This window comes from Paenibacillus sp. FSL R10-2788 (assembly GCF_038003885.1).
GTDB lineage: Bacteria > Bacillota > Bacilli > Paenibacillales > Paenibacillaceae > Paenibacillus_AQ > Paenibacillus_AQ odorifer.
This window is the reverse complement of record NZ_JBBOQA010000001.1, coordinates 3469741-3494045: the sequence shown is the minus strand read 5'-3', so window position 1 is coordinate 3494045 and position 24305 is coordinate 3469741. Positions and strand designations below refer to the sequence as shown.

Annotated in this window: 17 protein-coding genes; 4 read left to right on the top strand and 13 right to left on the bottom strand. The window is 42.5% G+C overall.

Going from position 1 to position 24305, the window contains the following annotated elements; translation table 11 throughout:
- Window positions 1-188 precede the first annotated feature (188 nt).
- The 4 genes from NSQ50_RS15475 to NSQ50_RS15460 all read left to right on the top strand — a co-directional run bounded on the left by NSQ50_RS15475 (window position 189) and on the right by NSQ50_RS15460 (window position 5546).
- Window positions 189-863 carry a response regulator transcription factor gene (locus tag NSQ50_RS15475; protein WP_036677195.1) on the top strand — a complete coding sequence of 225 codons (675 nt, stop codon included), beginning with the start codon at window positions 189-191 and terminating at the stop codon, window positions 861-863.
- Window positions 860-1915, top strand: coding sequence for a HAMP domain-containing sensor histidine kinase (locus NSQ50_RS15470; RefSeq protein ID WP_081383663.1), 1056 nt, complete (start codon window positions 860-862; stop codon window positions 1913-1915). Before NSQ50_RS15475 ends, NSQ50_RS15470 begins: the two co-directional genes overlap by 4 nt.
- A 119-nt stretch (window positions 1916-2034) precedes the next feature.
- Window positions 2035-3786 carry an ABC transporter ATP-binding protein gene (locus NSQ50_RS15465; protein ID WP_036677198.1) on the top strand — a complete coding sequence of 584 codons (1752 nt, stop codon included), beginning with the start codon at window positions 2035-2037 and terminating at the stop codon, window positions 3784-3786.
- Window positions 3786-5546 (top strand): ABC transporter ATP-binding protein, encoded by a 1761-nt coding sequence (locus NSQ50_RS15460; protein ID WP_036677200.1) that lies wholly within the window; start codon window positions 3786-3788, stop codon window positions 5544-5546. The genes NSQ50_RS15465 and NSQ50_RS15460 overlap by 1 nt, the downstream gene beginning before the upstream one ends.
- Window positions 5547-5637: 91 nt before the next feature.
- Here the strand turns inward: NSQ50_RS15460 and NSQ50_RS15455 are convergent, their stop codons facing one another.
- The 13 genes from NSQ50_RS15455 to NSQ50_RS15395 all read right to left on the bottom strand — a co-directional run bounded on the left by NSQ50_RS15455 (window position 5638) and on the right by NSQ50_RS15395 (window position 24080).
- Window positions 5638-7200: an ABC transporter substrate-binding protein gene (locus NSQ50_RS15455; RefSeq protein ID WP_076141243.1), complete on the bottom strand. Its 1563-nt coding sequence runs from the start codon at window positions 7198-7200 to the stop codon at window positions 5638-5640.
- Window positions 7201-7290: 90 nt separating this feature from the next.
- Window positions 7291-8226 carry a carbohydrate ABC transporter permease gene (locus tag NSQ50_RS15450; RefSeq protein WP_081383287.1) on the bottom strand — a complete coding sequence of 312 codons (936 nt, stop codon included), beginning with the start codon at window positions 8224-8226 and terminating at the stop codon, window positions 7291-7293.
- Window positions 8227-8239: 13 nt separating this feature from the next.
- Window positions 8240-9145 (bottom strand): ABC transporter permease, encoded by a 906-nt coding sequence (locus NSQ50_RS15445; protein ID WP_036677441.1) that lies wholly within the window; start codon window positions 9143-9145, stop codon window positions 8240-8242.
- Between the two features lie 175 nt (window positions 9146-9320).
- On the bottom strand, window positions 9321-12671 hold the full coding sequence (locus NSQ50_RS15440) for a glycoside hydrolase family 9 protein (protein WP_076141242.1): 3351 nt from the start codon (window positions 12669-12671) through the stop codon (window positions 9321-9323).
- 227 nt (window positions 12672-12898) lie between these two features.
- Window positions 12899-14641: an extracellular solute-binding protein gene (locus tag NSQ50_RS15435; RefSeq protein WP_076223640.1), complete on the bottom strand. Its 1743-nt coding sequence runs from the start codon at window positions 14639-14641 to the stop codon at window positions 12899-12901.
- 8 nt (window positions 14642-14649) lie between these two features.
- Window positions 14650-16233 (bottom strand): response regulator, encoded by a 1584-nt coding sequence (locus NSQ50_RS15430; RefSeq protein ID WP_076223637.1) that lies wholly within the window; start codon window positions 16231-16233, stop codon window positions 14650-14652.
- Window positions 16230-17972 (bottom strand): sensor histidine kinase, encoded by a 1743-nt coding sequence (locus tag NSQ50_RS15425; RefSeq protein ID WP_076223634.1) that lies wholly within the window; start codon window positions 17970-17972, stop codon window positions 16230-16232. Before NSQ50_RS15425 ends, NSQ50_RS15430 begins: the two co-directional genes overlap by 4 nt.
- Before the next feature lie 142 nt (window positions 17973-18114).
- Window positions 18115-19326, bottom strand: coding sequence for an FAD-dependent monooxygenase (locus NSQ50_RS15420; protein ID WP_076223632.1), 1212 nt, complete (start codon window positions 19324-19326; stop codon window positions 18115-18117).
- 5 nt (window positions 19327-19331) lie between these two features.
- Complete coding sequence (locus NSQ50_RS15415) at window positions 19332-20567, bottom strand: MFS transporter (protein WP_076223781.1); 1236 nt, start codon at window positions 20565-20567, stop codon at window positions 19332-19334.
- 25 nt (window positions 20568-20592) lie between these two features.
- Window positions 20593-21156, bottom strand: a complete 564-nt coding sequence (locus NSQ50_RS15410; RefSeq protein ID WP_076141240.1) for a TetR/AcrR family transcriptional regulator — start codon at window positions 21154-21156, stop codon at window positions 20593-20595.
- 317 nt (window positions 21157-21473) lie between these two features.
- A complete protein-coding gene (locus NSQ50_RS15405; RefSeq protein ID WP_036677218.1) occupies window positions 21474-21815 on the bottom strand; it encodes a helix-turn-helix domain-containing protein in 342 nt (113 codons plus the stop codon).
- Between the two features lie 515 nt (window positions 21816-22330).
- On the bottom strand, window positions 22331-23176 hold the full coding sequence (locus NSQ50_RS15400) for a hypothetical protein (RefSeq protein WP_340949604.1): 846 nt from the start codon (window positions 23174-23176) through the stop codon (window positions 22331-22333).
- Window positions 23177-23324: 148 nt separating this feature from the next.
- Window positions 23325-24080 carry a hypothetical protein gene (locus tag NSQ50_RS15395; RefSeq protein ID WP_143760444.1) on the bottom strand — a complete coding sequence of 252 codons (756 nt, stop codon included), beginning with the start codon at window positions 24078-24080 and terminating at the stop codon, window positions 23325-23327.
- Between the last annotated feature and the right edge of the window lie 225 nt (window positions 24081-24305).

Genomic DNA, 24305 nt, shown 5'->3' with positions numbered 1-24305 from the left:
CATAATAGTATTAAATCATTGCCTATTCCTCTCATTTTAACGAATAGACAGATATATGAGTCACTTTATAGCGACTACAAGGATTTCAAACCGAATCTTAAGATTAGATAAATATTGATTCTGCTCCCTTTAAAACAAATTCCCCACAGGTAATAATGGATACAAACCTACTATTGGAGTGAACAGTAATGATTAACATACTCGTTGTTGAAGATGATAAGCATGTAAGAAGACTTCTTGAAGCTGTTCTGAAACGCGAAGGATACGATGTAGTAACTGCTGAAGACGGAGTTAAAGCTTTGGAGGTCCTAGATTCACAACATATTGATCTGATCATTCTGGATATTATGATGCCTAATATGGATGGTTATGAATTCGCCAAGGAAGTAAGAGATGCCGATAGCTTGGTCCCCATTCTTATGGCTACAGCAAAACAGCTGCCTGAAGATAAGAAAAAGGGGTTCCGGATTGGAACTGATGATTATATGACCAAACCCATTGATACCGAAGAAATGCTGCTCAGAATCCAAGCGCTGCTTCGCCGTTCGCAAATCGCAAGTGCCCGTAAATTAGTAGTGGGTAAAGTGATCCTTGATTATGACGCATTGACAGTAACCCGGGAGGACGAGAAACAAACGCTTCCGCAAAAAGAATTCTATTTGTTGTATAAGTTATTGTCCTATCCTGAACGGATTTTCACGCGCATCCAGCTTATGGACGAAATATGGGGCATGGAAAGTGAAAGTACGGATACAACCGTTAATGTGCACATCAATCGTCTGCGGAAACGGTTTGACGCTTATCCAGAGTTTGAACTGGTTTCCGTCAGAGGTCTTGGATACAAGGCGGTGCGAAGCCAGTGAGCAAAATAAGTAACAAGCTTAACAACAGAATCAGCCTTCCCATCTATTTTTCCCTTATCATATTTTTCATCTTTCTTATTACCGTTGTGATTACAGGACTACTCTTCTTTCTCGCACAAGTTTTTGGTTTGTTGAACGAAGAGCTTGCCCAGGATGGATTCGTACTACCCATAATGGTATTAATCGCTTGTACAATTATCGGTACCACGATATCAGCCATCACAAGCCGGAAAATGGTAAAATCCATCCGGATATTTATTGAGGCCACAGAGCGTCTTGCCAGCGGTGACTTCTCCATGCGGCTCCAGCTCAAAAGCCCGCCAGAGTTTGAAATTTTATCAGAGAATTTTAACCGGATGGCTGAAGAGCTTGGGGGTATCGAAATTCTGCGAACCGATTTTGTGAATAATTTTTCCCATGAATTCAAAACACCGATTGTATCTATCAAGGGATTTGCCGAAGTCTTAAAGAACGATGATCTTACCAAAGAAGAACGGAATGAATATCTAGATATTGTCATTGAGGAATCGACCAGACTTGCCTCCCTTGCTTCGAATGTACTGGAGCTGACACAAGTTGAGACGCAAAAGATTCTGACAAACAAAATGAGGTTTAATGTTGGGGAACAAATTCGCCAATCTGTGCTTTTGCTAGCTGCCAAATTTGAGAAGAAGCACCTGAAGCTAAATGTTAATATTCAGGATTATGAACTCTCCGGCAATAAGGAGCTTTTAAATCAAGTTTGGTTAAATTTATTGGATAACGCGATCAAATTCACTCCTGAACATGGCGAAATTGAAGTTAACATGAAGAGAAACGAAGATAACGTGGTGATTCTAGTTCGTGACTGCGGAAGCGGTATTCATCCGGAGGCTCTTCCCAAGATATTCGATAAATTTTATCAGCAGGATACTTCCCACTCGACTGCAGGCAATGGACTTGGATTAGCAATTGTTAAAAAAATCATTCATCTACACAATGGAACCATTTCTTGCGAAAGCATTCCATTACAAGGAACCACATTTACAGTAACGATTCCAATTGGAATATAGTACGAGCCCTGGAGAACCTCATCGTTCTTTCAGGGTTTTTTCATTTTTCAGAAAAGTTAACTTTCAGTTTATCTTCATTCGTTATCATATAAGCAACACCACATAAAGGAGTCAGATGTATGGTAACTATACTTAAGTACTTAAAACCGAAGGAATGGGCCCTAATCGGTATCAGCATCCTATTCATTGTTACACAGGTATGGTTGGATCTGGAATTGCCCGGTTATATGAGCGAGATTACTCGTCTTGTACAGATACCAGGAAGCGAAATGAGCGAAATCATTGCAGCCGGAGGCTGGATGTTGCTCTGTGCCCTCGGCAGCTTAGCCACATCAATCATAGTGGCAGGGATCGCCGCTAAAATTGCCGCTAACTTCTCTTCAAGATTACGCTCCAAATTGTTTGATAAGGTACAGTCTTTTTCTATGGAAGAAATCAACAACTTCTCTACAGCTAGTTTAATTACCCGTTCAACGAATGACATTACACAAGTGCAAATGCTGATTGTCATTGGTCTGCAACTGCTGGTGAAGGCTCCCATCCTTGCCGTTTGGGCAATGCTCAAAATTACAGGCAAGAGTTGGCAGTGGTCGCTTGCTACCGGTGTCGCAATTGGGGTATTGATTCTTATTGTCGGCATAGTGATCGTGCTTGTGCTTCCGAAATTCCAAAAATTGCAGCAACTGACTGATAATCTTAATCGTGTTGCAAGAGAGAATCTTACCGGTCTTCGTGTCATTCGTGCTTATAATGCGGAAAGTTACCAGGAAGATAAATTTAGCGTAGCCAACAGCGAGCTTACCCGAACGAATTTATTTGCCAACAATGTACTGTCCATGATGATGCCAAGTATTTCTCTCATTATGAGCGGTTTAAGTCTCGCAATATATTGGATTGGTGCTATTTTGATTCAAAATGCCAATGGTACGGCGAAGATGGGCTTATTTTCAGATATGATTGTCTTCTCATCCTATGCGATGCAGGTGGTTATGGCATTCATGATGCTGATCATGATTTTTATCCTGATGCCTCGTGCCCATGTATCCGCTAAAAGAATCAATGAAGTGTTGGATACTAAGCCAAGCTTAGAGAACGGATCACTTACTACCTCCAAGACAAATCGGTTGGGTGAAGTCGAATTCAAAAAAGTCAGCTTTAAATATCCGGATGCAGAAGAATACGTTATTGAGGATATCAGCTTTACGGTGAAAAAAGGAGAAACTGTGGCCTTCATCGGTTCAACCGGATGCGGAAAAAGTACTGTAGTGAACCTGATCCCTCGCTTTTATGATGCTACAGCAGGTGAAGTGTTGGTGGACGGTATTAATGTTAACCAATATGAGCAAACTGCACTGCGCAATAAAATGGGATATGTATCTCAGAAAGCGATTTTGTTTGGCGGCACGGTGAGCTCTAATGTTGCTTTTGGCGACAATGGCAGTGATCTGTCCTCTGATGTTGTAGATGCCATTTACACCTCTCAAGCTTCAGATTTTGTTGAAAAGATGGAAGGAAGCTACGAGGCTCATGTCTCTCAAGGCGGTACGAACTTGTCTGGCGGTCAAAAGCAACGTCTTTCCATTGCCCGAGCCATTGCCCGTTGTCCTGAAATATTGATCTTCGACGATTCCTTCTCAGCACTTGATTATAAGACGGATCGCAAATTGCGTAGTGAATTGAAGAAGAAATCTAGCGGTACGACGATACTAATCGTTGCGCAGCGGATCGGTACAATCAAAGACGCAGATAAAATCATTGTACTGGAAGCCGGACGAATGGCAGGCATGGGAACACATGATGAATTGATGCAGACCTGTGATGTCTACCAAGAGATTGCTTACTCACAACTTTCAAAGGAGGAGCTAGCTTAATGAACAAAAGCAAAGAGCAACTCAACACGTGGAGCAAACTTCTCCACTATTGCAGAAAATATATCCCTGTAGTTCTTATAGCTATTATTAGTGCAGCAATCGGTACGGTTCTGACTCTGCTTGGACCGGATAAGCTTTCGGAGATGACAGACTTGATCACTGCGGGCCTCGTCACCGGTATTGATATGGAAGCAGTAACTTCTATCGGCCTTTTCCTTGTATTTATCTATATCCTTAGCGCTGTGTTATCTTTGGTACAAGGATTAATTATGTCCGCAGTTACGCAAAAGGTCTCCAAAAACTTAAGAGCCGATCTCTCACGCAAAATGAACAAACTTCCGATCTCTTATTATAATAATTCTACAACCGGTGACATCCTGTCCCGGGTTACCAACGATGTGGATACGATCGGGCAAGCTTTAAACCAAAGCGTCGGCACACTGGTAACTGCCCTTGCCCTCTTTACGGGATCCATCATCATGATGTTCAAAACAAATGTGATCATGACTATTACGGCGGTTGTTGCAACTATCATTGGCTTTGGCCTCATAGCGGCAATTATGAAAAAATCCCAAAAGTATTTTCAAAGTCAGCAAGAATACTTAGGGAAAATCAATGGCCATGTGGAGGAAGTATATACAGGACATACTGTAGTGAAAGCCTACAATGGTGAATCGCAAATGCGCAATACATTTGAATCCCTGAATATGAATCTTAAAGATAGTGCATTTAAAGCGCAGTTCCTCTCCGGTCTTATGATGCCGATTATGATGTTTATAGGCAATCTAGGTTTTGTGGCCGTTTGTGTAGTTGGTGCTGTACTTGCTATGAACGGAACGATATCCTTTGGGGTCATTGTAGCCTTTATACTGTATGTCCGTTACTTTACACAACCGCTCTCTCAGATTGCTCAAGCCGCACAAAGTCTGCAATCGGCTTCCGCGGCAAGCAAACGTGTCTTTGAGTTCCTCGATGCTGACGAAATGGACAATGAAAGTCATAAAGAAAGACATCTTAAAACTGCTGTGGGCAAAGTTGATTTTGAACATGTGCAATTTGCTTATGAAAATTCAGATAAACTTGTGATTAAAGATTTTTCTGCAGAGATTAAGCCTGGGCAAAAAATTGCTATAGTCGGTCCTACCGGCGCAGGTAAAACTACACTGATAAATCTTCTAATACGGTTTAATGAATTAAAGGGCGGAGAAATATATATTGATGATACCCCCATCAGCAGCTTAACAAGAGAAAACATCCATGATCTATTCTGTATGGTCTTGCAGGACACCTGGCTTTTTGAGGGCACTATCAGAGAAAATCTAGTGTACAACAAAACAGGTGTAACCGATAAAGAAGTTGAAGATGCTTGTAAGTCGGTAGGCTTGCATCATTTCATTCAGACCTTAAGTGCCGGTTATAATACCATACTAAATGACAAAGTTAATTTATCCACGGGCCAAAAGCAACAGCTTACGATCGCCCGCGCGATGCTCAAAAATGCCCCAATGCTCATCCTCGATGAAGCTACAAGCTCAGTCGATACAAGAACAGAGCTCTTGATTCAGCAGGCAATGGATAAGCTCATGGAGGGAAGAACCTCTTTTGTTATTGCGCATAGACTCTCAACCATTAAGAACGCCGATGTAATTCTGGTTCTGAAGGAAGGCGATATCCTGGAAAGCGGCAGCCACGAAGAACTACTTGCCAAAAATGGTTTCTATGCGGAGCTTTATAATAGCCAATTCGACCAAGCCTCTTAAAGCCTAGTTGACACTGTGAATTGTCAAAAGGACCTACTCATTGTTCTTATCCAGAACAATGAGTAGGTCCTTTATTTGCTATGAACACATATCATCTACTGGCAAGGAATTCATCAAGCTGTTTTTGCTTTTCAGCAATGACTTTATCTAGGCCGGCCGATTTTTGGGCGGCGATAAATTTCGGCAATTCTTTGTCCAGATCAACCGAGCCGGTCTCAAGCATCTTTTGATATTCTCTTAGAACGTTTGCTAGTGCTCCGACTTCGGATTTGACTGGCTCGCTGTCAAAGGTGAAGCCCAGTGCCGGCGATGATTTAGCGCCTTCGTTGAACTTTTTGAACTGCTCCCACTTGTCTGGAGCTTCCGAACTCCAGACATAGTTCAGGAATTGATTTCCCAGCTCCCAAGCGACGCCCGGTGCGTACTGTCCTGACTTCTCCGTCTGCGTCATAACATTACCATTAAGTGTAAAGTGTGTACCTTCAATACCGAAGTTAAGCAGATTAATAATCTCTTGATCTGTATGAAGCAGGTTAATCAGCATCATGGCGCGTTCCGGGTTCTTAGACGTTGATGAGATGGCTAACATGGCGCCGGTAGTCTCCGATGTGGCGACCGTTTTACCTGTTAAAGTAATTTGTGCAAGCTTGCCATCAAGTCCTGTCGCGGATGCGATTTCTTCTGCTTTGCCTGGCTTAAGAGGCTCTACAGTGGAAAATACATTGCCCGTCTTATAAGCATCAAGGGATGACGTTTGGGAAGTGGCCGCATCTTTGTTAAGATACCCCTTCTGGAAGAAATCACGGGTTACTTTTAATGCATTTAAGTATTGTGGATACTCTTCGGCCGGTTTGACTGTCGCTTCCGTGCCATTCTTATCGATAGCGCCAGGTATCGTCGTATCACCTAAAAAATCCAATTCCACAAAGGAGTGAGAGGCGAACGTGCCACCCGTTGTATACAGCGGATACATGGTTGGCTTCTTCTCTTTAACGATCTTATAAACGGCATCTAAATCTTCGATCTTTTGCACTTTACTCATGTCAATGCCGAGTTCATCAGCGATATCCTTCCGGTACACAATGCCCCCTGACGATGCCAATTCTTTATTCGTAGGGACTGCATAATTTTTGCCGCCGATTTTGGAGCCATCGAGAAAAGCTGGATCTAAGCTATCCTTAATGCCCTGGCCATACTGATCGAGCAAGGGACCGAGATCTAAGTAAGCACCTTTGGCAACGTTCTTTGCATACCCGTTCCATGAGGCTGTAAATAGAATGTCTACGGGCTCTCGAGAAGCGATGATGAGGTTAGTCTTATCATCCCATGCTCCCCAATCGATTGGTGCGATATCTACCGTCGCGTTGATTTTTTCGGTCAAGATCTTGTTCAGCGCTTCCTCGACGATAGCCTCGTCCGCCTGTGGAGCTCCTTCGTAGACCAACTTTATTTTATAAGGCTCCAGCTTCGAGGGCTCATTGGATGTGTTATCGGTGGTTGAATTCGCTGATGAGCTCGGTGTGGCGCTTTCTTTTCCGGCATTATCCGGTGTAGCGTTGTTCGAGTTGTTTGAATTGCCGCAAGCCGTAGTGCCTACTGCTGAGATAAGCATCAGTGTGAGAAGCAGTGAAGCCTTGCTTTTCGTATCCTTCATTTTCAAGTAATCCCCCCGTAAAATAGAATGATATGCTAAACCATATACTGGTTTTAGCCGTTTCCGTGCCCACGTAAGTGATCGGCAATCTTAGCCTTTAACGGAGCCTACTGTCAGGCCTCTGATAAAGTATTTCTGGAAGAACGGGTAAGCAAATACAATAGGTCCAACACCTACAACCACCATCGCCATACGCACGGTTTCACTCGGGAAGTTGATCATTCCGCCAGCTCGGGTAATTTCAGCCATCGCGTTCGGGTTACTGGATAAGTACTGGATGTTGACCATCATCTTGTAAAGAAAGTACTGCACGGATATATTGTGGTTGTCTGTAATAAACATTAGGCTTAGGAACCAGTCGTTCCAGTATGTCAGTGTTTGGAACAGTGCAACGGTTGCCAGAACCGGCAGAGATAATGGCAATACAATTCGGATAAATATCCGTAGCTCCCCTGCCCCATCTATTTTTGCTGACTCCAGCACAGCTTCAGGTACGGTCTCCTTAAAGAAAGTGCGCATGATCAGTACCCAGAATGCGGACATGATCAGCGGCATGATCAGTGCCCAAAGTGTATCTTTTAATTCCAGCATCTGTACGTATACCAAGTACCAAGGGACTAAGCCGCCGGAAATCAGCATCGTTAGAAAAACAAAAAATGTAAAATACTTTGCCTGCGGAAAATTATTCCGTGAAATGGGGTACGCATACAGAGCTATTATGATGACACTTAGTATCGTACCTATCACCGTGACGGTTAGTGAGATTCCATAGGAATGAACGATTTGACTGATATCTTTCATTAGGAATCGATAGGCTGCCAGATTGAAATTTTCGGGCATAAATCGATATCCGTGTGTCATAACGGACTGCTCATCGGAGAACGATACCGAAAGAATCAGCAAAAGCGGTAGGATACAGAGCGCCGAATAGATGACAAAGAAGATGTTGATGAGGGTTGACGCCCATCCCGACAGCTGATTCTTTGGATTGGACCCAGATAAGGATTTACTCATTGTATTGGTCATAAGGGCTCCTCTCTTAGAACAGCGCGTTCTCGCGGTTAAAGCGGCGAACGACCCAATTAGATACAAAAACCAAGATGAAACCAACGACTGATTGGAACAGGCCTGCTGCTGAGGAAAGTCCGATATCCCCAACGGTCAGGAAGGTGCGGTAGACATAGGTATCGATAACGTTTGTCACAGGGAACAATGCCCCCGATTCACGTGGCACTTGGAAGAATAGGCCAAAGTCGGCATTGAAGATCCGGCCAACCTGCAGCAAAGTCATAATCGTGAGGACAGGCATGATCAAGGGAATCGTGATTTTCTTGATCTGTTGCCACTTGTTTGCCCCATCAATTGTCGCGGCTTCGTAGTACTCCTCGTCGATACCAATGATTGCTGCCATATACACAACCGTGTAGTACCCCATGTTCTTCCACGTGTTAATGATCGGCAAAACGATCGGCCACACTTCTTTCGTGAAGTACCAGCGTACGGAATCAAGACCAAGCGCCGGCAGCAACGTGCCGTTGAAGTATCCTCGCTCGTCGCTCATGAACCCATACACTAAGTACGAGATGACGATCATCGACAGGAAGTATGGCAGGAACATGATCGTTTGGTGTAGCTTCGAGAGGAAGCGGTTCTTCATCTCATTAAGCATCAAGGCGAACCCTAGAGGAAGCGCCATGTTCAATACAATAAACAGCGAATTATAAAGCAATGTGTTGCGAATGATGATGTACGAATCCTTCGAGGCAAACAGGTATTCGAAATTTTTCATCCCTGTCCAGGGGCTTCCCAGGATACCGTCCTGGTAATTGATTGTTTTAAAGGCAATAACGATCCCGAACAAAGGGATGTAGTTATTTATTACAAGCAGAACGATTCCCGGCAGCATCATTGCGTAGAACATCCAGTAAGTACGAATATTCTTCACGATGGAAAAATTACGTACAGTACGTATTGGTTTCCTATTTGTAGGAAGCGGCATAGCTTTCAATAGAGTTGTTGCACTCCTTTCACTGTCTTACACACTCCCCACACCGTTGTTTAGGCGGTAATGGGGAGTTCAGGTTTTCACTATTGAGCCGTAACGTCAATTGTGACGTTACTTATTGAGGTTCTGTTCCCCACTGAAGAGCGCCTGCGATATAGCCAGTTGTATGGCTCCAATCGATGTAAGTCGAATCGGTCGGATCGAAGGAGTAATCTCCCGTCTGCGTGTAGTTCGTCCAATCGGTCTTGTTCACGCGGATCTGAAGCTCAATGCTGGCTCCAGCTGCCAAACTTCCGGCTCCGCTCGTAAAGCCGATTTCCAGATAATGATCAGATCCTGTCAAAGGAGCCGGCAACTTGACGAAGTCGCCAGTTACGTTGCTACTGCCGACAGTGGACCAATCGCACCAGAAATTCTGGTCCTTCTCCCCATCGATCGTGTAATAATAATGAAGCTTCACGTCGGACAGATTGATGGCAGTGGTACCGGTGTTCTTCAGCTTTATCCGAGGGCTCAACGAATTGCTCGTTGCCGTAACAGGAGAATTGTACTGCTGCACTTTGATAGAACCACTTTCGGCAGTGGGGGTATCGACCACGGAGACCTCAAGATTCGCACTTACTCCTGCGCTAAAGTTGAACGTCAGCGTTGTTGTTCCCACCGGTTGGGCAGCCAGATATGCCTTCTGAATCGTCACTGTCGTGCCTGATACGGTGTAGTCCGTACCAGCAACTAGGGCAGTCGTGCCATTATTAATGCCGATGAGTGTGTTATCGTTCAGCGTCAAGGTCACCGGAATGTCGGTCTGATTCGCGGGTTGCTTGTCAAAGGCAGCGGTCGTCGGACTGATCGTCGAGTTAATAACCGACGAATCGTTCACAGCAACGGATAGCGTAGCAGATGAACCGGCGTTAAACAGGAAAGTGAGGTTGACCGTGCCGATTGGCTGCTGCGCGAGATAGCTCTTGTGTAGAGTGACCGTGTTACCCGAAACGGTATAGTCTGTGTCCACAACCAGAGATGTCGTACCGTTCTTAATGTCGGTGAGCGTGTTGCCGTTCAACGTTAGGGTCACCGGAATATCAGCTTGATTTGCGGTTTTCTTATCAAAGGCAGCAGTCGTTGGATTAATGGTCGAGTTGCTGCTATTTCCGGTTGCGAATGCGGCAATGAATACCAACCCTGAATTCCAATAAACGGTATGTTCATTTGTAGTCCATTCTTGGAAGTTATCGGTATAGTTTTTGGCTGCAAATCTTGATATCTGGTTTCCTACAGTTATGTCGTTGGAGTATTTATTCGGTCCTCCGACCAGATATCCCTTAGGTACACCAGGTAAACCATCCGTTCTATACATGATGCTGAACGGATATTTCACGCTGTTATCGCCGTAACCTGATACAAAAGATACGCCTACCGGGTTCTGCCCCAGAATCCAGTCTAACTGGCTATTGTTAATCTCATTAATGATAGCGCGGTTGCTCTCAAAAGTTCCCAGCAATTTCGTACCGATGATCATTTCCATCGGTGTGTCCGCAACCTGCATGGTGATTCCCCAATAGTAGTTACCATCTTTTATGATGCTTTTCCAAGGGCTGTCGTTGTATCTGCTCACTTTGTCATTGAACCATTGCTGGAATTTATCCGAATACCAGCTTAAGACTCCAGAGTCCGGATTAGCGGCTTTCAGATAGCTGAAGAAGCCTGTATTCCAGGTGTTTGCCCAACCACTGGCGAAATCAAGGGTATCCTCAAAAAATATTCCCATATCAGTGTAATTCGCCAGAAAATAATCGTTGTATTCGGCATCGCCGGTCGATCGGTACAGAGAGCCAGCAGCCCACAGACGATTCGAAGCGTCATCCGTCACATCGTAAGGCCATCTGCCCGTGTTAGGCGTCCGAATATTTTCCGGATGTGCTTCCAGGTACCCCCATGCGTCTATTGCCGCATCCAAGCAACTTTGGGCAAAAGCCGGATCAATATTCTGATACATTAAGTAGGCATGTGCCAATACACCGGCTGCGGTAGCTGTATCGGCGGTCGTTTTGATATCAGTACGCGAGCTTACCGTATCCTTATCGATAATTTCTCTGTCTACCATATTGTCGTCATCCTGAAAGGTCACTCGCGCATAGAAACCGCCAGTTGCAGCATCCTGCATTTTGAGCATCCATTCCAGTTCCCATCTTGCCTCATCCAGGATGTCGGGAATGCCGTTTCCGCTCTCAGGAATATTAAATTGATTGTCCGTAAATTTCTCCGGCATCATTTCATAGGCCCAGAAGAGATCCGACAAGGCTTTGGCTCCTGCGTTAACGTACTTGCCTTTATCGCCCGCATCGTACCATCCCTTGGAAACATCTTTTTTGATGGAAGGATTGGACATTAAAGGCACTGCGGTGTCAGGAGTAAAATCTGTTCTTTGATAATTTTGAGTGTATGGGCTGGTAATATTAATCCCGGTTCTCTGGTAATAGAAGTATCTCGTTACGTCATTTAAAAAGGGTTCATAGATTTCGTTAGCTTCGCTGATAGTGAACTTGGGCGAATTCTGAAGACCCTGAACTGAAACATAATATTTTCCCGGAATCGTTAAATTTGTGAAATCGGCGGTAAAAATACGCTCCCCGCTGTCAATAGCATCATAATTCTTGGTGAGTACAAGCGTTCCGGAGTAAGCTGTGGAATTATTTGTGGCGTTAATAACGTTAAACGGAGTACCTGCATCGACCGTGAGCACATCCTCAAAACCGGTTACGAGCGCTTGCTTTACTCCATCTACGGGATAACCTAATTGATTGACCTTGATGGGTGCGTACTCTTTTTCCTTATCGGGAGACGTAACCCTAATGTCATTAAGCCAGACTTTTAAAGGTTGAAAACCATTATTCTTGATGGATAATGCATCTATGGAAGATACATCAATTCCTTGGGAGACCTGAATTAGATCCTTTAACGGGATCTTCACATGGGTCCAACTTGTAGTAATGCTGACGTAGTTGTTAATGTTTACTGTAGTGGTAATTTCATTGCCGGCAGCTCTTTCGAATACCCGGTCTTTGAAGCCCAGTAAAAAGGACTCTCCACCCGCATTTCCTTTGATATTAAACTCAAGGAATCCATTTGGATGATAAGAGGTAAAGTCATACGCTTTCCAGCCGGCAACCGTAATTAAAGCGTTGTACCAGGAAGGACTGGTAGGCGTCTTCGCATTCAACAATAATGAAGGCAATCCATTGTACATTGCTGTAGAATCTATGGGCAGCTTGCTGTTCTCCGTCTCCAATCCAAACCCGCTATCTCCTGCCCAGCCATCGGATATATTACTGAATATTTGGTAATCTAGTAAGTCTCTCCATCCTGCAGGCGCTTCGGGGGTTGCCGCATTAGTCTTGATCGGATTTGAAAAAAAGATAGTCACAAACATAGTTAATGCCAGAAACACGCTTACTTTTTTCCTCATTACCTCTCCTCCTAAAAAGTTTTGTGAGCATAAACTGCTTCGCTCCGCTTCAAACAAAACTCAGTTCGAAAGTTTACACTTAGTTGTGAGAGTTACTCTATGATTAGCTTCGTATACCATCACCTCTTTTTATTGAAAACGCTTTCTAATAAAATCATTTTAATTCAATAAGTTAATCCTGTTATATAGAAGAAATAAAGGAACATAGAAGAAAACAAGCCACAATATTATGGCTTGTTTTCCATGTACCAATTATTTACTTCTCTCGTGATTACGTCGCCGCCATTCTTGTAAAATTGGGCTACGAACTCATCAAAGTAGGAGAGCGGCTTCTCGCTATAAATGATGCTCAGATAACTCTCCGTTGCGAGTTTCTGCAGGAACACTCCGTGTTTCTCCATCCCGTCCGTTAAAGGTCCGTGGTACCGGTTCGGGATTTCGAGTCCCTGCTCGGCAATCGCTACCCCAGCCGCCGTAAGTTGAGCCGAATTCAAACCTTTAATGGCTTGTTCGATCGGCGTCGTCACTATGGCTTCCGAATTTTCAGATAATTTTCTGATTGCATCCGCATTCATATAAGGCAAGGCTGGAGCGCCACCTGTCAGCGGATAGAGCATCCAGCGCATATCCATTGAAGACCCGTCCGCAAGCGGCCACTTATCATTCGGCACGCATTCAGTCGCAAAATTGACAGTAATGACCTTGTCGTTCATGATCACATAATCGTAACCTTCGTGAAACCCTTGTGCGAATCGGGGATCGAAGTACGGATCATCCGGTCCGAAATTTTTGGCAAGCAACTTGTTATAATAAGCGAACCAGGCTTCCATATTCGTGAAATCCTTGCTGAACACCGTATAGATACCGTACAACGGCTTTTGTGCCTTGCCCTTTAACCCATCCGGTCCGGCAGGAACGGAATAAGCCTCCCAATCCGCTTCCGGGTCGACCTTCACTGTATCGCCGAGCGGCCAGGCTCCCATCCAAAACGGGCCGAACATGACACCAGCCATTCCGTTAACCGCCAGTTCGGACGCTTGGCTCGGGTCCTGCATGCCTGCATCTCTGTCCATGTAGCCCTTCGCCATCCAGGACGCCATCGTTTCCAGGTATTTCTTAGCATCCGGATGTACGGCGCCAAACATCAAGCTGCCCTTCTCGTCCTCATTCCAGAACAGTTTGATGTCAGACGTGCTAATCATCTGCCTTGAAAAAGCTCCGGCGATCGCATCTGTCTGCCCCATCCAGCTCCAGGGACCTTCCTTTAGCGGAACCGCCAGACCAACTTCGTCATCTTCACCATTCCCATTAGGATCTTGTTCAGAAAATGCCTTCAGCACGTTCTCCAACTCACTTATCGTCGTAGGCGGGTTCAGCGACAGTTTCTCAAGCCAATCCTTACGGATCCACATGACCGTTCCCTCATCTCCTGCACTAAAACGGGGAAGTCCATATATCTTGCCGTCTTTGGTCACTTCTGCCATAGTATAAGCGTACTTCTCGAGCGCTTCTTTTAGCTTAGGATGCGCATACTTCTCGATGGCATCATCCAGCGGAAGCAGCTTGTCGGCTTTCAGCAGATACTTCAGGATGTCTCCTTCAGCGCTAAGGGTGTCCGGCAGCTTGCCATTCACAGCCAGCGCCAGCCGAATTTTGGTATCTGCATCCTCGAACTTGCTGACAATCCAATCAAACTTCGTGACGATTCCCAGATTATCTTCCATCCAGCGGGTATGCACGTTGTCTGTAAGGCTCTCATCTGGCTTGAATGCGTTAGGCCGATTCTCGTCCACGATTCCTGTTGTGATGGTTATAGGCGGATCGTATTTAAAATCCCATACCGGCTTCGTTTCCCCATTGGATGTACTGTTCTGTGCCGTTTTCCCTGTGTTACTTAAACAGCCGGAAACTAGCAGTACTCCGCTCAGAACTGCCCATAGAAATCTGGCCTTTCTTTTTTGCTTCTTCACCGGCCCAATCACTCCATTCCCGATCGGTATCTATCCCTGAATTCCTGCGGCGTCACCTGATAATAGTCACGGAATTTCCGAATAAACCAGTTGGTATTGGGATAGCCAATACTTTCACCAATATGGTAGATTTTATTATTTGTATGCTTGAGCACCTCGCAGGCTTTGAGCATACGCTGCTCGTAAATATATTGGGATACGGTAGTGCCTGTACACTGCTTAAAGATTTTTGACAGATGGTTAGGATGTACGAAGACGCGTTTGGCCAGCAAAGTAAGTGACAAGTCCTTGTCCAGCTCTTTCTGGATGTAGAGTTGCGTCTTCCGGATGATCACCTGGCTGTGATCCTCGGTCTCCTCCCCTAGCTTATCGCGAAGTGTGCGTAGTAAGTCGAGCGCCCAGCTTTCCAGCTGCGACGCGTGCAGCATCGCTTTTCCTTTAACGAAAGCCGATTGCTCAGGAGTGAGCATTTGGGCCAGCGTCCTGCCGCTGCGATTCGCGATATACTGGAAGGCATTGGAGAGAAAGAAAAAGACATCGCGCATGAGGTAAGGCGAACCCGTATGCATTAGCGGTGACACAAACGCTCGGATCTTAACTTCCGCCGCTTCCCATTGCTCCGTTTCCAAAAGATGTGTCAGCAGAGGCGTTTCATAGAGCTTGCGCATAAGACGCGCTTCCTCTTCATTCCGCTCTGGCACCTGCCCACCCGAAAAACCGTCACTATCCAATCGTGATTTAGCTGTCATATAACTAGCTTGCAGTCCTTCCGGGAATAAGCAGTCGGTTTCCCCTACAGAAATTTCACCTTTAAGCAAACTCTGTACTTCTTGCTTTAATCGCTCTATCCGCTCAAGCACCCATTCCGGATCGGGTGGTGCTCCTGATAGGTCATATACCAGAGCGAGCAGGTTTCCTTCATCATCCGCAGCCGACCAGCAGTCATAGCGGTCCATCAGCAATTCTTCCAGCATGTTTGTTACCGCGAACCGGATCAATGACTGCGAATAGAGGTCTTGTCCATCGAAGGGGGAACCCAATCGGACCAGGCACATCGAGACATGACCTGGTATCGGAAGAGGGAGGTCAAACAGCTTTAACTTCTCTGCAAGCGCCTTGCTATTCAGATTTCCGCTGAGCACTTTGAGCAACAACCCTGCTTTCAGTTCTGCACTATTGTCTCGGTAGATACGGAAGCCCTGTTCGATTGATCGCTCCTGCTCAAGCTGCTTAATGATCCGGCCCATTGCCGTAAGTAGCTGCTCGTCCTTCGCGGGCTTCATCAGGTAATCGAGCGCTTGCAGCTCAATCGCTTTTCGGGCGTAATCGAAGTCCGCATAACCTGTGAGGAGCAGGCACTTCAGCCCTGGAATACGAAGCCTGGCCTGTTCGATCAGTTCCAGACCGTTCATGCGGGGCATACGGATATCCGTCATAAGGATGTCAATCGGGAAGGTGTCTATCAGAGCAAGTGCCTCGCTCGCGCTGTAAGCCTTCCAAACGCGGGAGATACCAAGTGTCGCCCATGGAATTGTATCTGCCAGACTGTCCGCATAATGTTTCTCGTCATCAACTACAAGCAGGCTATTCATTGCTCTTCCTCCTTCGTTTCGTCTTTCATCCCAAGTCTCCAAATCAGCCTCACGTTTAGCCCCCCCAGTCTGGACGGGCAAAACTCAATTTGAGCGTCTGAACCGAAGTTGCCTTGCAGTCTTTGATATACGTTCCAAAGACCGCAGCCTGCATATTCGCTGGCCGGAATATGAAGCTCCATTTGCAGTTGGTCCATCCGTTCTTTATTTAATCCTTTTCCGTTATCCTCCACTTCCAAGTGCAATTGGTCTTCATTGACGTAAACTCTAATTTCAACCCGGCCTGGATATTCGACGTTCTCAAGTCCATGCACGATCGCATTCTCCACGATCGGTTGGATAAGAAGCCGGGGAATTCGCAGCTCCGCCAACTCTTCAGGCAGTTCGATGCTGTAGGACAGCGTCTCATTGCGAAGCCGAAGAATCTCGAGGTGAATGCGCACGAACGCCAGTTCTTCACTCAGGCTGACTCCTTGATTATCCATTCGCGTCGTATACCGGTAATAGTCGGCCAGATGATACGCCATGTCTATGACAGCCCGATTCTTCCCCATCTTGGTCATATTAATGATGAAACCTAAACAATTGTACAGAAAATGAGGATGAATCTGTGCTTGTAGCTGTTTTAGCGTGGCATCGCGCGCAAGGATACGCGATTGTAGGACATTCTCGATGAGATCTTGGATCTGCGTCGCCATCTCGTTAAAGTTCTGCATCAGGAACGTGAATTCATTGTTTGATTTCTTCGGCAGCCGGTAGGCGTAATCGCCTTCCTTAATCCGCTGCACCGCACGCACAAGTTGGAAGATAGGCCGATGTACGTTCCAGTACAAGGCAGACGCGGCGGTAATACAGGACAGGAGCAAAATAATCGAAGAAGCTCCAAACAATAACCGCTGTTGCTTGATAGGTCCGATAATCTGGTTAAGTGGAACAGAATCGACGAGATGCCACTCAAGAATATTGGAATAATAATAGGTAATCAGATAAGGCCTGCCGTCGAAGGAATGAATTAAAAAACTTGAATCCCGGATATTGATCCTGTCGCCTAATTCCGCGATAATTTGGTCCATCTTGGGCCCATCTGCGGACCGGCTGGCGATGATGGCATGTCCTTTTTTGTAGAAAAACGGGTTGTCAGAGTGACCAGATTTGTAAGTATCAAGCAAATTTTCGAAGCTCCACTTGTAGAGGTTAATGCGAACGGCAACATCCAGATCGTCCGGACGGGCTGGTTTGTAACCCGTAGTGACATAAGTTCGAGTAAAACCGGAGCCAATCTCCAAATCTTCGCTATAGCTCCACCCTAGCGAAAATCGGCTTTCAAACTCTTGAAGGTCATATTCATAGGAGGGGGAAGAAGAAATACTATCGTCTCGTTGCGGGAAATAGACGGTCACGTCATTGCGCCAGTTGCCCGATGCGCTGGCCAGCGACAGCTTCTCTTGGATCAGCAGCCTTGTTTTCATTAGGGAATAATCGCTCATGTTGAGGTTGTAAAGGTACTCCAGCACGTTCGTGTCAACGAGCATAGGTGCGGAGACTAAGTCGAACTTCTCAATGCTGGCATCCAGTTGTGCCACGAAAAGCTCCATCCGGTTCAGGCTGGCTTTGATAAGCTCCTCCTGTATGACGTTGATGCTCTTAGAGGTAGAATAATAGTACAGCGCCACAACCGGAGTTAGCAGAATCAGCAATAACACTAACATTTTCTGAAAAATATTAAATTTGATCCGCATGGGATTTCCATCCTTGTTTTGTAATTACACCTCAACCTGTATTTTACAATGGATAGAAAGCGTTTTCTATACAAATTCTTTGCGTTTCAACAAATTAAAATAACCTCATTCCCAATGAACTCTACTTAGGAATGAGGCTTCGTTAAAATTTAAAGGCATTATCAACCGTTATTTTAGGACTCCCCAAAAAGAATCTCCGCATTAAATATCTAGCGATCCTGCTATTTCCCATCAGTTTCATGCACGCTAGCGAGAAGTTTTTAATCTCTTTAGGGGATTTAACGATCATGCTGATTATCAACTGTTGAGCAAAATGCACAAAACGAATTTCCCGATTACGAATGGGCTGCAAACGATCTAAACGCTTGTATTCATGATTTGGCTCTAATTTTGATGCAACAATAAGTTCAGCTGTGACCAGCGCTGTTTCAAAAGCCAAGGACAATCCGATAGCTCCGAGTGGAGAAGAACAATGTGCAGCATCACCGATTAGAATACAACCCTTATCATGCCAATTGTCCACCATAAAAGTCTCTGATTGGATAGAAACGAACGATTTGAAATCACTGATTTTTTCAATGTCTTCTTCAAGCTCAGGAAAGGCCTTTATGAATTCAAGCTTTAATGGTTCGATGCCTTTTCTTTTTATGGTATTCCATTGGTCTTTCTTCATTGTAAAACCTATTTGCACACAATCAGAGGAATAAGGAAGCCCTATGAAGTTACTAAAATCAGACAATCTGAAAAGGAGTTTTTGATTTAGCTTGAACTCATTAGTCGATATTTTGCACCAGATTAAATCAAAATCTTCTTTTTTATACTTAAAAGAAAAATCGCTTGTCTTCCTAACCGTGGACATCCGTCCATCCGCTCCGACTACTAAAGAAGCATGGATCTCAGTCATTTGTCCATCAACTAAGGCGTTTACTCCGACTGTTCGATTTGTACTTTTAATAGTTGAAGTGACCTTAGCGTTAAAAATGAGCTCAAAATTAGTATAATCCTTTGCTAGATCGTAAAGAAAAGTTAACAGGACGGATTGTTTTATTTTAATTGCGTAAGGTGCCTCCGGCATTTCTTTTTCATAATCAATTTGAGTGATATATTTCTTATTATTCCATATTTCGGCATTAAATAATTTTATATGCTCATACTTTTCAAGACACTGTTCCAGGTTCAGCTCTTTCATGAGCCTTACAAATCGAGGCTGGAGAACTTCTCCTCTAAACTTGCGATTAAAGCTTGTTTGACTTTCCAGTACGGTAACTCTAATTCCGTTTTTGGCTAACAGCAGCCCTAGAAAGAGGCCAGAAGGTCCACCACCAACAATGCAAATCTCCGTTTCTTTAATCATTCCTATCACTCTATGGGTAAAGAAGCAGCCCGTTCATTTTTCATTACTGGAACCCTAGCCGATAATCTAAGAAAAAGAGAGATTAAAAAACCTAATAAAAGAATAGAACCTAATATAGTAAAGGATAACGAATAATTTTCTGTTTTTAATAATTTCAATGCTAATATCGGGCCTGTGCTAGCACCTAGGAATAGAATAAATGCATTGAATGAAATAGCAGACCCTCTTGCATTTTCCCCTAATTGACTGACGATAGAGATGATAACGGGAGTTACCAGCGCGATACCAGCCACAAATACAACGCTCATTAGGACAAGAAGTGGCAGGTTCGTGCTAAAACCTAGAGCAAGCAACCCAATTGCAGCTAAAGCTAAGCCTCCCCTTAGAACAGCGGCCATTCCAAGTTTTTGAGCAATTCTTCCGGAAAAGGGTGCTAAAAGCATCCCCGCGATTCCAAATGCACGAATATACAGGATATCCTGTGAGGAAAGTCCAAACTTAGCTGAGCTTAAATAACTTCCCAAAACGGTGTACATGCCAACTAAAGTTAATAGGAGCATAAAGGTTATCGCAAAAGCCAAAAGCAATTGTGATTGTTTTAGCAGAATTGTCATTTGTTTAAACTTCCGCAGAACATTTTCTTTCGGTCTTAGCATTTCATCTTTAGGAAGGAACCTTATTACAATCACTGAAGTAATACCATACACAATCCCCAAAATAAAGAAAATAGCACGCCAGCCAAGAGCTTCGTTAACAATCCCACTAAAAACCTGGCCTACTATGCCTGCCATTAACAGTCCTGAGCTTATAAATCCAACGGCTGTTAATCTTTTATGAGGCGGAAACATTTCCCCTGCATACACTAGCGCAATAGGTGCAAATGCAGCAGCCACTAGGCCTTGCACTCCTCTGAGCATAATAAGCCCGTAAAAACTATCCACAAATCCTAGCGCAAGCGTAACTACGGTTAACCCAATAATGCTGGCTACTAAAAATACTTTACGTCCATACCTGTCTGAGAAAGGTCCATACAAAAGACAGCCCAGCGCATAACAAAGAGAAAATGAACTCCCAATCCAAGCCGCCTCACTCGGGCTAATCTGGAAGGCATGCGAAAACACTTCGGATAATGGAATTGTAATATACATGCTAGTTAGAATAACTAAACCACACCAAAATAAAATAATCGTCATTAATGAATAGTTCTTATTGTAATTCTGAACGTCTATCGTCTGATTCATAAAGTGAATATCCCCCGGTTTACTATTAATTTGCAACAGTGATGCCTTCCAAGACATGGATCAACAAATCGTTTATGTAATCCGCATCCGGAATTTTTTTATAGATGAGAATTTGAAAGTAAATGGGACCATAAAGCAGATCTAAAGTTATATCCAGGTTAATTGTTGACTTCAATTCTCCCTTATCTATGTCTGCTTGGAGTAATTGTTTGGCTTCATTTCTTTTAGTCATTAAAAACAATACGTAAAAATCTTTCGCGATTTCTTCGCTCTCTGTAACTATAGTTAAAGTGGATTTCCCGATTTTGCTATTGAGGATACGAGCTAAAGCTTCAAGCTGTTGTTTAAAGTTAACCTCAATGGATTTATTGCTATCAAATTCAAACTCTGATTCTACGGTCATTAGAAAAGCGTCCAATACAAGACGTGCTTTATTTTCCCACCATCTATAGATGGTTGTTTTACCTACTCCAGCTTGTGCTGCAATCGCCTCAATCGTTAATGATGAATAACTGTTGGATTCTAACATTTCAATGGTTGCAGTAAGAATCTCCTTTTTACTTCGAGGTTCTTTGTTTTTCCCTTTCATATTCATTTCACCTCCTAGATGTTATTTATTAAAAGTATGTAATTATAGAACGATACGTATCGTTCCACTGTTACATTATCTTATATCATTTTCATCAAATTTAAAATAGCTAATTTGAGAATTATTATTTTCTGGATTTAGGCATGCGTTAGATGACTAAACATAACTTGTGCATACAAAAACTAACGCTTCGGAATGGTCCGAAGCGTTAGTTTTTGTGGATATTTGCAATTTAGGATTTGATGACTAGTCCAGATACATCATTCCACTGATGATGGCTAAAACTTGAGCTACATCTGTTATCGGTGCAATATCCTTTAAAATTCTTTCCTTTGTTGGATAGATTCTTTTATCCAATCATTTAAAACGGATGTACTAACAAAAATTTCATCTCCGATTTTAATAATGGGAAACAACACACCGGTATATGCACCTTGTGTTTTCAACATTGTTTCTTCTGTAGTAATAATCTTGCGCACTTGAGATTCAGTGATGTTTAAATATTTAGCAGTTTCTTTAAGTGTCATTAATGGTTTATTTGAATATTCATTGTTAATTGTTGGACTTATAGATGACTGACTGCCTTTGATAATAAAACAACCAGTAATGATTGCAATTCCTAAAATTATTGAACTAATAACGTTACTAAGATTTTTCATAGATATTCCCCCGCTTATTTAGTTCTTGTAATTTTTGCAGCTAATAAACTTCTTAATTTTATTTAGTTTGCTACCTTTAATAGAAACTTGTTCGTTTTTTCAATAAAGCACCATTTCTAATTCTTATTGTAATACATCAGGAAAAGATGAGTGTTGTACTTAGTTACATATTACTCCTCAATTTTATTCGACACACCACATATTTTCAGCTGCTCTCATTTTAAAGTGAAATAACTAAAACGTTCAGCAAATCATTAGACCCATGAAGATTGTGATAAAAGTCAAGCAAAGGGAACGCGATCGTTACAAAGTTGCATCTGGAGAGAAGTGCCGCTTATCATACTTCCATCGTAAAACACTCTGGATTAAACGAAAAATGTGCATATTACTATTCATTGTTTCTTTTCTTTTAGATTCTATATTAGCATTTAATACTTTTAGTATAAGCAACTATTACAAATCATCTTCATGAAATAATTACTTATCTCCTATTTTTATATTAATAATATATTTTTCTAAAAATTAAAAAAACTTATTGGTGTAAATGGTGCTAAACTTTGTTCTTTATTATTATAAAGAAGTTTTATTTCTGGTTGAAAAACTATATTCTCCTTTTTCTTAATAATATAATTACATTTAATTTCATAAACTTTCAGTTCTTTTAAAATTTTTTTATCAACTTTATTTCTGAATTCTTCCTTAATTTCTTCCTCTGCATATATATCTGGATTAACTTCTACAGTAACAATTTCAATAAAACTCTTTACTTCTTTCGGATAAATTAATTCTGCTTTTATATCACTAGTAATAATATGATTTGAATCTAATATCTTATACGAGTATGAATACTCTTTATTTAGTGCTGTTACATTTTTAGGGGATATCGGAGATTCCATTACGGAAATTCCATTTTCCTCACCAGAATAAAATTGTAAATATACTGGACTAATATTTTCTTTAAAGGTTTTACTTCCTAGTTTTATTTTGATTTTATCAAAACCCAATTTTTCTAAACCTAATATCCTATCAGAATTTAACCTTATAGAAAATCCTTCTACTAAAAAATTCTGGTCAGTCAATTCCCATTCTATATCGTCTGGGCTAAATTCAATTTCATCCTTTTTTTCATTGGATAAAGTTATTGTTATATCCGATTTATTTAATTTTTCAAAAGTATCTTTTTTTAAATTTGATGTTGATCCAAATAGCAGCAATGACGAACCATTATTTTCTGAATGTTTTATATTGATCGTATATATCCCAACTGCTTGGTTGAATTCTAGCTTATTTAGTATATTACTAATGCTATTAGATTCACACCCAAATACTATTAATAGAAGAGCTACTTCAATCAAAAACATTATTTTTTTCAAATAGTGTCAATTCCCTTCCAGTTATACAGATATAAAAAAGGAGTGAATAGTATGTATCCACTCCTTTTTTACATTAACTAAACTCTTAAACTCTCAAACCTATTTCTGCTGTTATAACTCATCTTTAATATCAAATCTATAGAGCAACCTGCTGTAATGCGTAATATTGGTCATGTGCTTCAGTAAAAGCGCTGCCTGCATATTTAACACCTAACTTAGTAACATCATAAGTATACTGTTCTTGGTAATATCTTAAAATAATCCTACCTTTGTATCCTTTAGTAGTTGGGTACGAAATAGTCTGTGTCGTTGTGAATGCAGCACTTGAACCGATCGTTCCTGAAATATTGGTTTTTAAAAACGCTACGTCCACTCCACCACCACCCGTAACTGAAGCAGTGACAGTTGTGGTTACTCCTTTCGAAACTGAAACAGTACCAGGATAAGCAACGTAATCTGAGACTGGCTTAAATAAATTATAACTTATAGGCTTACTTACATTAGAAAGTGTGTATGTCGCTCTTGCCAAATAATTTGTTGCATCGGGTTCATTCGGCGTAATTGTTTCCAGTTCTGGTGTAAAGCTGCGCTTGGTTGAATAGTCACCGATATATGTTTCAATTGCACCTGGTTCATTTAAAGTAATTGTATCCTGTTCGGATTTAAAGATACTCTCGGATGCATAGTCACCGATATAAGTTTCAGTTGCGCCGGCTTCATTTACAGTAATTGTATCCTGATATTCTGATGCTGCAAAAGCGGTTGTGCTTAGACCAAAACAAAAAGAGCATGCAAGCAGCATTGTAAAAACTTTCCTAGTTTTTTGTGTTCTTACAGCTCCACCCCTTTTTTTTAAACCACCTATCTTAGTACAGTTTTTTTCATATCGCATCAAAGTCACCCTTTCGAATTTATGGAATTTTTCGTTAAAATGTGTTATCCAAATAATAGTTATTTACATCATCAACAATTTAGTTTCAAAAAATATCACAAGAAAAAAGTAACAACAATTGTACTTATTAATAAATCAATATGACCACCCACCTTCATATGAATAAAAATAAAGACATGTATGTACTTTTAACATTAACGCTTAACATTTAATGTGTATGGATAA

Bases quoted from the DNA above. Each gene is read 5' to 3' on its own strand.
- NSQ50_RS15475 (WP_036677195.1), top strand. From the start codon at position 189: ATGATTAACATACTCGTTGTTGAAGATGATAAGCATGTAAGAAGACTT.
- NSQ50_RS15465 (WP_036677198.1), top strand. From the start codon at position 2,035: ATGGTAACTATACTTAAGTACTTAAAACCGAAGGAATGGGCCCTAATC.
- NSQ50_RS15460 (WP_036677200.1), top strand. From the start codon at position 3,786: ATGAACAAAAGCAAAGAGCAACTCAACACGTGGAGCAAACTTCTCCAC.
- NSQ50_RS15455 (WP_076141243.1), bottom strand. From the start codon at position 7,200: ATGAAGGATACGAAAAGCAAGGCTTCACTGCTTCTCACACTGATGCTT.
- NSQ50_RS15450 (WP_081383287.1), bottom strand. From the start codon at position 8,226: ATGACCAATACAATGAGTAAATCCTTATCTGGGTCCAATCCAAAGAAT.
- NSQ50_RS15440 (WP_076141242.1), bottom strand. From the start codon at position 12,671: ATGAGGAAAAAAGTAAGCGTGTTTCTGGCATTAACTATGTTTGTGACT.
- NSQ50_RS15430 (WP_076223637.1), bottom strand. From the start codon at position 16,233: ATGAATAGCCTGCTTGTAGTTGATGACGAGAAACATTATGCGGACAGT.
- NSQ50_RS15425 (WP_076223634.1), bottom strand. From the start codon at position 17,972: ATGCGGATCAAATTTAATATTTTTCAGAAAATGTTAGTGTTATTGCTG.
- NSQ50_RS15420 (WP_076223632.1), bottom strand. From the start codon at position 19,326: ATGATTAAAGAAACGGAGATTTGCATTGTTGGTGGTGGACCTTCTGGC.
- NSQ50_RS15415 (WP_076223781.1), bottom strand. From the start codon at position 20,567: ATGAATCAGACGATAGACGTTCAGAATTACAATAAGAACTATTCATTA.
- NSQ50_RS15410 (WP_076141240.1), bottom strand. From the start codon at position 21,156: ATGAAAGGGAAAAACAAAGAACCTCGAAGTAAAAAGGAGATTCTTACT.
- NSQ50_RS15405 (WP_036677218.1), bottom strand. From the start codon at position 21,815: ATGAAAAATCTTAGTAACGTTATTAGTTCAATAATTTTAGGAATTGCA.
- NSQ50_RS15400 (WP_340949604.1), bottom strand. From the start codon at position 23,176: ATGTTTTTGATTGAAGTAGCTCTTCTATTAATAGTATTTGGGTGTGAA.
- NSQ50_RS15395 (WP_143760444.1), bottom strand. From the start codon at position 24,080: ATGCGATATGAAAAAAACTGTACTAAGATAGGTGGTTTAAAAAAAAGG.